Genomic DNA, 9,104 nt, shown 5'->3' with positions numbered 1-9,104 from the left:
CTCTGGTGCAGGCTTCAAGTCTTCCTTTTTCTTCTGGTGTCATTTGCTTGGACGGGTTAATTTGTTACTATTTTACAGCTCTTTTCCCTTAAGTATTTATACTTAGTGCCTAATTGGGATGCTCCCGAGTTGCGGCGCTTCGCGCCGCAACTCTCTATTCGGTTTGATTTTTGTCCTAACATTGCTGAATATAGGTATAACTTGAAAACCCTTACTAGGTTTAGTTTTTAATTCACAAAAGTGTTGTCACACTTTCGTGAATTAGTATTAGAAGGGAGGCGAGGGGCTAGGCTTCAATAGCCAACCGATCGCCCGTGAGATCCAAAGCATCCAAAAGCTGCTCTTTCCAATATTGGAGATGGCGATCGGTGCGACGACGAGGGCGAGGCAGATCGATCGCTAATTCCTGATAAATGTGTCCAGGGTTGCCATGCATCACAATGACGCGATCGCTGAGTATCAGTGCTTCTTCGACATCGTGAGTAACCAGAATCATCGTCGGGTGGTCGTATTCCCAAATTTTTAGGAGATGATCCTGCAAACTCAGCCTTGTAAATGCATCGAGGGCGCTAAAGGGTTCATCGAGCAGTAAAATCGAAGGATTGGTCACGAGGGCGCGAGCGATCGCCACCCTCTGAGCCATACCTCCCGAAAGTTGTCTTGGCAAAGCCTTCGCAAATTCCGTTAACCCAACCTTGGTAATGATTTCACCCGTTAAGAGATTACGTTGGGTTTTCGGTAGATGCTGTAACCCGAACTGAATATTTTCCCAAACCGTCAGCCAAGGCATCAGCCGCGCTTCTTGGAAAATAAGACTAATATCAGCATGGGGCTTAGTGATAATTTGTTTGTCAATGCGAACCAGACCTCTAGTGGGAAGTTCTAGCCCTGCAATGATGCGTAAAAGCGTGCTTTTGCCACAGCCACTCGTACCGATGAGGCTAACGATTTCGGTCTTATTGACTTGAAGATCGACCGAATCTAAGCCCACAAAACCGTTGCTAAATCGCTTGTGTAATCCTTCAATTACTAACATTATGGATTCCTTAAGTAGGGGATAAATAGGCATCTTGCCAATAGAGAACATGTCTAGAAATAAAGGCGATCGCACCATCGGTAACTTTTCCCAATATGGCAAATAGGAGAATGCTGGCTAGGGTTAACTCGGGGCGACCAGTCGTCTGTCCATCCACGAGCAAAAATCCCAATCCCTGACTCGCTCCCATTAATTCAGCCGCCACGACAAACATCCATCCCAGTCCTAAACCACTTCGCAAACCGACGATATAGGCGGGAATTGTGGCTGGCAAGAAGACACGCTGAATTAGTTGTAATCCATTTAAACGATAGATTTTGCCAACTTCGACTAATTTGCGATCAACAGACTGAATGCCACTCATCAGGCTCAAATAGACTGGGAAAAAGACTCCAACTGCAATCAGCGCGATTTTTGGGGTTTCTTGAATTCCCATCCACAGCAAAAATAGGGGAACCCACGCGAGAGAAGGAATACCGCGCAGTGATTGAAGTAATGGATCGATGAGGTCATGGATGATGCGTGAATAGCCTGTGATTGCTCCCAAAATGGTGGCAAGTCCCACCCCGATCGCAAAGCCCAGAAATACACGATAAAGAGTAATGCCGATATGCTTCCAAAGATCGCCAGTTTTGGCTAAATCTCCAATCGTGCTAAGTACCGTGGAAGGTGCGGGTAAGAGGTTGGGGGCGACCCAGCCTGATTTAGACGCAATTTCCCAAATAACTAACAGTATCGCTGGTACGATCGCTCCTTTAACCCAGCCTAGTTTGTTTAGCGATCGCTCTATTCGTGCTAGAAAATTAGGCGATCTATCTCTAAATTCTTCATTTATTTGATTAGACGATAGAGAACTACGCATATGTTTGTTTCTGATGGATAGGCATTTCTTCTTTTACTTAGCCAACTTCTTCAAGTACTGCGGATCGATCAAAGCATCAACGACTTTTGGAATATCGGTATCAGCCTTAATCACACCACTCTTTTTGAGCACATCTCCCGCTGCTAAAATTACGGTTTTCTGCTCTTCCCCGATCGCCGAATTAGTAAGATCGGTACGTTCCAACTGTTTCGCTGCCACCGCATCAGATAGCTTAGAAGCCTTAATCAAGATTTGCTTGAATTCCGCAGGATTCTTGATCGCCCAATCTCTTCCTTTTTCGTAGATCTGTAAAACTCTAGTAATGTATTCTGGATAATCCTTCGCAAAGGCTTCCCTTACATTCAACACACCGTAGCTATTAAAGGAAGTCTCACGGAAGAAGAGCTTAGAATTTTGTTCCACTTCCGATTTTGCCATGTGCGGATCGAGCCCAGCCCAAGCATCGACATCACCTTTTTCAAGAGCTGCCCGACCATCGGCGTGCTGCAATGGCACAATTTCCACATCCTTATCGGTCAGACCAAATTTATCTAAGGCTCTTAGCAGGAAGATAAAGGGATCGGTTCCGCGAGTTGCCGCAATCTTTTTCCCCTTAAGTTCGGGTACAGATCTAATATTTGAGTTAGCGCCCACGACCAAAGCTGCCCATTCGGGTTTGGAATAGACATACACGGATTTAATGGGATTGCCATTGGCTTTGCCGATCAAAGCCGCCGCGCCAGCCGTAGAGCCAAAATCAAGACTGCTACCATTGAGGAATTCCAAAGCCTTGTTACTGCCTTGACTTAAGACCCATTCCACTTTGACGTTATCTTTGCTGAGGTCTTCTTCTAACCAGCCCTTCTCTTTGATAACTAAGCTAACAGGATTGTAATAGGCATAATCAAGCTTAATGACAGCAGGTTTACTAATCTGTATGGGGGCGTTGGTGGGATTGGGTTGGGGACTTGTCGCAGTCTGTTGGGGATTGCTGCAACTATTGAGAGCAAAAACGGCAAAAACTGCCATAAAGGATAGTAACCAGCCTGTAAAGCGCTTGCGACCGAGTAATCCCTTGCGATTGCGATTTGGATTTCTTCTGTTTGACATTGATCCTACTGCTAAAAACTTGATGGTTTATATAAAGTGCGTACTCATTCCCAAAATCCTATGCTTGGGGAGAATGCTTTATCGCTTTGAGAAGTTCTTCTAGGGATTCTTTCAACCTTTGGTCGATCTCTTCTTCCAAAATTACGGTCTGGCTGTCGCTCCAAGTTACTTGCTTGTCCACTGCATAGACCACCCCAAGAATATGCCGCGCTCCCAACTCACTCAGCACGGGCTTGAGGGTAAAGTCGATCGCTAATAAATGGGCGATCGAACCACCCGTTGCAACGGGCAATACAACCTTATCGGTCAGAGCCTTTTGCGGTAATAAATCGAGAAAAGTTTTGAGTAAGCCTGTGTAGGATGCTTTGTAGATAGGAGTCGAGATAATTACTGCATCAGCTTTCGCTAGTAAGGATTTGGGCTGTTCCAAGTTAGGACTATTGTATTTGCCAAACACTAAATCTTCGGCAGGGAGATCGCGCACTGAGAGCAGATCGGTATTTACGCCTTTGTCCTTAAGTAGGGCGATCACATATTCCAAAATACCTTGTGAGCGCGAAGGAGCAGAAGGGCTACCGTTAATTAAAAGAATATTAGTCATAGTTAGCTTTGAATTGCAAATTAATGAAATAAATTAATGAAATAAATTGCTGGGAATTGATTATTTGGGATGGAAACCCAATAGAGTTATGACTAGCTGCCGTTATAGGCGGGATGCCATTTCAGAAGAACTGATTCTAAATAGCGGGCGATCGCATCGGCTAATTTGCCCAGCAGGGCATAGAGCAAAATCGCAAATACCACCACATCGGTTTGTAAAAATTCCCTTGCATTCATTGCCAGATAGCCAATACCCGAATCAGCGGCGATCGTTTCTGACACGATTAGGGTCAGCCACATAATCCCTAGGGAAAAGCGTACGCCCACTAAAATCGAAGGTAAAGCTCCTGGTAAGACAATATGCCAAAACACCCCAAGGGCATTCAAACCATAGACCTTGCCCATTTCGATGAGTCCCGTATCAACGGTGCGAATCCCGTGGAAGGTATTCAAGTAAATGGGGAACATGACTCCAATCACCACTAGAAAGATTTTTGCCTCTTCGCCGATGCCGAACCAAAGAATAACCAGAGGGATGAGGGCAAGGTGAGGGATATTCCGTAGCATTTGGAGCGAGGTATCGAGGAGGGTCTCCGCAATCAGAAATGTGCCGTTAATCAGCCCCAATAAAAAGCCGATCCCACCACCGATCGCAAAGCCAATTAACGCTCTCGTGCCGCTGATCGTAATATGCTTGAGGAGTTCTCCCGACTGAGCCAACTTAATTCCTACTTTAAAGATATCTAACGGTGCGGGCAAAATCTTGGCTGATAACCAACCAATCTGCGAACAAATTTGCCATATAAAAATTGCAAAAATGGGAACTAGCCAAGGTAAAAAGCCGCGCCAGATTTTAGATAGAACGTTGCCAGACTTTTGGGGTAACTTCCTTGGGAATGATTTGTTGGTTGAAATACCTAGAGACTGTTCCATTTAATCCACCGTTGGTTGAGTCTCTTTTGCAGGAATAGGAAAAGGACTGGGGAAAGAATTGGCAAAAGAATTGACAAAGCTATTCGCAGGGTTATTAGCGGGAATATTAACTGGCTCCTTAGGCAAATCCTCATTAGCTAAAATTTCTCCAAAAGGTCCTGTCATTAATTGGCGATCGCTTGAGGGTAAATTCTCTAAGGGTAAATGTGGGAACAGTAATTCCGCCGTTCGATAGGCTTCTTCTAAATGGGGATAGCCAGAAAGAATAAAGTTATCCACACCAAGATCCTTGTACTCTAACAATCTCTTCGCAACGGTATCGGGATCGCCCACTAGCGCCGTTCCCGCTCCACCCCGAATCAGCCCCACGCCTGCCCAAAGGTCGGGACTAATTTCTAGGTTATCCCTCTTACCACCGTGAAGTTGTGACATCCTTTGCTGTCCAACGGAATCCATCCGCGCATAGACCTGTTGTGCTTTAGCGATCGACTGCTCATCAACATAACGAATCAGATTATTAGCGGCTTCCCAAGCTTCGCTTTTAGTCTCGCGCACGATCACATGTAAGCGAATGCCATATTTAAGTTGTCTATTTTGTGCTTCTGCTAGCTTTTTCACAACGGAAATTTTTTCTGCTACCTGTGCAGGGGGCTCGCCCCATGTTAAGTAAGTATCGATATGTTTGCTAGCTATTTGTTGGGCGATCGCAGAAGAACCGCCAAACCATAGTGGAGGATGGGGTTTTTGAACTGGAGTAAAAAGAAGTTTGCCATCGCGAATATCGAGATATTCGCCTTTAAAGTTAGAAGAACCCGCACAAATTTCGCGCCAAGCGGTTAAAAACTCATCCGTTAATTCATATCTTGCGGTGTGATCGAGGTGTAAACCATCTCCCGCTAATTCCACGGGATCGCCACCAGTAACTACATTAATTAACAATCTCCCACCCGATAGGCGATCAAAGGTGGCCGCCATTCTTGCGGCAACTCCAGGAGACATTAATCCAGGACGAATTGCTACCAAGAATTTCATCCGCTGGGTTACGGGAATCAAGGTCGAAGCGACAATCCAAGCATCATCACAGGATCGTCCCGTAGGTAAGAGTGCGCCCGTAAACCCAAGGCGATCGACTGCCTGAGCGATTTGCTGAAGATAATCCAAATTAGTGGCTCGTCCACCGATACTCGTTCCCAAATAGCGACCATCACCGTGGGTGGGAATAAACCAAAAAATTTGCACAATTCACTCCTATTGTCTAAGTTACACCAATTCACGAAAGTGTGACAACACTTTTGTGAATTAAACACCAAACCCAGTAAGGGTTTTCAAAGCTTAAAATGGCATAGCCATTTTGAGCTTTGGTATTAGTGGGGCTGTAAATGAGTCGGGGCTCATCGACAACCGCAAAATATATCACGGTTAAACTACGGTAAATACTTGTTGTTATCGTAGTTTAGCTAGTATTGCACAAAGAATTCTCTAAGAGCAATAAATCTACGGTTTGCTTATGACAATTAAGTGCTTGTGTAAGTGCTTGTGCAAAATAAATTACCAAAACCCTTAAAGTTGCGCCCCTACGGGGCGCAACTTTAAGGGTTTTGGGTTGTAATACCAATTCACGAAAGTGTGGCAACACTTTTATGAATTAAACACCAAACCCAGTAAGGTTTTGAGATTCCCAAAATGGCAACGCCATTTTGGGAATTGGTATAATTAATTATGTCCAATAGTTTGAAACGGGTTTTGAGAAAGGGTTTGCTACGCAAACCCTTTCTCAAAAGTCCAAAAGTAAAAGCCTTGCGTAGCAAGGCTTTTACTTTTGGACTTTTGAATTTGCCAGCTTAACCCGAACTGACGTTATTTAGCCAACTCCAATATGGTTTTCAGTACAGAATCAGGATTAAGACTGATCGAATCAATACCTTGCTCGACGAGGAATCTCGCAAATTCAGGATAATCACTGGGAGCCTGACCGCAGATCCCAATTTTGCGATGATTGGCTTTGGCTTTTTGAATTACGCTGCGAATCATAGATTTAACGGCTTCATTCCGTTCGTCGAAAATATGGGCAACCAGAGCCGAATCGCGATCTAAGCCGAGCGTCAATTGGGTTAGGTCGTTAGAACCGATCGAGAAGCCATCAAAGACCTGCGAGAACTCATCCGCCAGAATGATGTTGCTAGGAATTTCGCACATCATATAAACTTCAAGTCCATTTTCACCTCGATTTAAGCCATGTTTTGCCATCTCCGCAAGGACTTTCCGCCCCTCTTCAGGCGTACGACAGAAAGGAATCATCGGAATCACATTGGTTAAACCCATATCATCGCGAACGCGCTTTAGGGCTTGGCATTCTAAGCCGTAGGCTTCGCGATATTTCGGATCGTAGTAACGGGATGCACCACGCCAGCCAATCATCGGATTTTCTTCGAGGGGTTCAAATCCCCGACCGCCAAGGAGATTGGCATACTCATTACTCTTAAAGTCGGACATCCTTACTACGACAGGTTTAGGATAAAATGCGGCGGCGATCGTACCGATGCCTTGGGCGAGTTTGTCTACAAAGAAATCTGTTTTGCATTCATACCTTGCGGTTAGTTTCGCGATCGCTCGTTTAGCAGATTTGTCTTCGAGGGTATCGAAATGGATCAAGGCAAGGGGATGGGCTTTGATATGGTTGGCGATAATAAATTCCATACGAGCTAAGCCCACACCATCGCAGGGAATCGCAGATAGGCTAAAAGCTTCTTCAGGATTGCCGACATTCATCAAGATCTTGGTGGCAATCTGTGGCAAATCATCGAGAGAAGTCTCAATCACTTCAAAGGGAACTAATCCGCCATAAACCTTACCTTCTTCGCCCTCGGCACAGGATACCGTCACCTCTTGCCCAGTCGTGATGATCCCCGTGGCATCCCCACAACCCACGATCGCAGGGATGCCCATTTCTCTGGCAATAATTGCGGCATGACAGGTACGCCCACCTTGATTGGTGACGATCGCGCTTGCTTTTTTCATGATCGGTTCCCAATCAGGATCGGTTTTATTGGTAACTAAAACTTCACCTGCTTGAAAATCTTCGATCCGATGTACTTCGAGAATTACATTTGCCTTGCCTTGCCCGATCGCCTCACCAACTGCACGACCCGCAATCAAAACATTGCCACCGCTCTTCAGTTTGTAATTCTTGAGAATATTGCCCGATTTTTGGGACTGAACCGTTTCGGGACGCGCCTGCACGATAAATAATTCGCCCGTGCGACCATCCTTAGCCCATTCAATATCCATCGGCGAGAATTTGCCACGCAATGCGGAATAGTGATCTTCGATAATGCAAGCCCATTGAGCAAGTTGCAGGATTTCGTCATCAGTAATCGCGAACTTAATGCGCTCAGAAGGGGGAACGGGAATATCCTTAGTCAGCTTACTGCCGCCAAGGTCGTACACCATCTTGATTTCCTTCGTTCCGAGGCGTTTTTCGAGAATGGGGCGAAAGCCTTGTGTGAGGGTGGGTTTGAAAACAAAATACTCATCGGGGTTGACTGCACCCTGTACGACATTTTCACCTAGCCCATAGGCGGCGGTGATGAGCGCTGCATTTTTAAAGCCTGTTTCGGTGTCGATGGAAAACATTACCCCAGAGGCGGCGAGGTCGGAACGTACCATTTTCTGGACACCGACGGAGAGGGCAATATCAAAATGGTCGAAGCCGTTAATCGTACGATAGGAAATCGCGCGATCGGTAAATAGCGAAGCAAAGCAGCGATGACAGGCTTCAACTACTTCGTTTGTACCATAGACATTGAGATAGGTTTCCTGCTGCCCCGCAAAGCTTGCGTCGGGCAAGTCCTCGGCTGTAGCACTGGAGCGAACAGCAACATCGGCTTCCTTGCCACATTCGTAGCATTCACAGAGTTTTTGATAGGATATGGCGATCGCCATTTGCAGATCGTCAGGTAAAGGTGTACTGAGAACTAAGGCTCTTGCCAATCGACCGCGATCGCGCAGGTTACTCATGTCCTCAATATTCAGATCGGCAAATAGTTCGCGTAGTTTCGCCTCCAGTCCAGCCTTTTCGATAAAGTACCGAAAAGCGTAAGCAGTGGTAGCAAATCCATTGGGAACATTCACTCCCTTCGGCTTGAGCTGACGAATCATTTCGCCAAGAGAAGCATTTTTGCCACCAACCAGAGGAATATCGGTAATTCCTACTTCTTCAAACCAAAGTATTAAAGCTTGTTCTCTCGGAATATTTCTCGATATTTCGGAAGTAAAAATTGAGCTATTCATGATGATTCAACTCCCTAATCAAGTTAATGATTAGATCGATTCACGGACAGATGATGAAGCCCTAAATCCCAATCTTGAAGTCCAATCTTGAAGTCTAATCTTGAAGTCTAATTTTGAGATTTTCAAATCCCGATTTTAGGTTTTTTCCAGATCCTAGATAACAACATTATAACTATTGCTAAAGAACTAAATTTGTAGACATTACATTTATTTACCGATATAGCAACGTAACCGATAGTTGGGACAAAATCAAAACCCAAAAGAGGGATGCCG

General features: G+C 45.3%; 7 protein-coding genes. All 7 read right to left on the bottom strand.

The window, feature by feature from the left end:
* Positions 1-286: 286 nt before the first annotated feature.
* Positions 287-1,036: an ABC transporter ATP-binding protein gene (locus tag PseudUWO310_RS22280; protein WP_143190554.1), complete on the bottom strand. Its 750-nt coding sequence runs from the start codon at positions 1,034-1,036 to the stop codon at positions 287-289.
* A gap of 10 nt (positions 1,037-1,046) precedes the next feature.
* Complete coding sequence (locus PseudUWO310_RS22275) at positions 1,047-1,898, bottom strand: ABC transporter permease (protein WP_190316132.1); 852 nt, start codon at positions 1,896-1,898, stop codon at positions 1,047-1,049.
* A 33-nt stretch (positions 1,899-1,931) separates the two neighbouring features.
* Entirely contained in the window at positions 1,932-3,008 is a 1,077-nt protein-coding gene (locus PseudUWO310_RS22270) for an aliphatic sulfonate ABC transporter substrate-binding protein (RefSeq protein WP_143190553.1), read from the bottom strand.
* A gap of 58 nt (positions 3,009-3,066) precedes the next feature.
* Positions 3,067-3,609, bottom strand: coding sequence for an NADPH-dependent FMN reductase (ssuE, locus tag PseudUWO310_RS22265; protein ID WP_143190552.1), 543 nt, complete (start codon positions 3,607-3,609; stop codon positions 3,067-3,069).
* A 92-nt stretch (positions 3,610-3,701) separates the two neighbouring features.
* Positions 3,702-4,541: an aliphatic sulfonate ABC transporter permease SsuC gene (gene ssuC / locus PseudUWO310_RS22260; RefSeq protein ID WP_143190551.1), complete on the bottom strand. Its 840-nt coding sequence runs from the start codon at positions 4,539-4,541 to the stop codon at positions 3,702-3,704.
* Positions 4,542-5,780, bottom strand: a complete 1,239-nt coding sequence (gene ssuD, locus PseudUWO310_RS22255) for an FMNH2-dependent alkanesulfonate monooxygenase (RefSeq protein ID WP_143190550.1) — start codon at positions 5,778-5,780, stop codon at positions 4,542-4,544. It lies immediately after the preceding gene.
* Positions 5,781-6,398: 618 nt separating this feature from the next.
* A complete protein-coding gene (gene ppsA / locus PseudUWO310_RS22250; RefSeq protein ID WP_143190549.1) occupies positions 6,399-8,831 on the bottom strand; it encodes a phosphoenolpyruvate synthase in 2,433 nt (810 codons plus the stop codon).
* Positions 8,832-9,104 lie beyond the last annotated feature (273 nt).

The organism is Pseudanabaena sp. UWO310, from assembly GCF_006861605.1.
Lineage (GTDB): Bacteria > Cyanobacteriota > Cyanobacteriia > Pseudanabaenales > Pseudanabaenaceae > Pseudanabaena.
The sequence above is the reverse complement of the archived record's forward strand: the minus strand, read 5'-3'. Positions and strand labels throughout refer to the sequence as shown.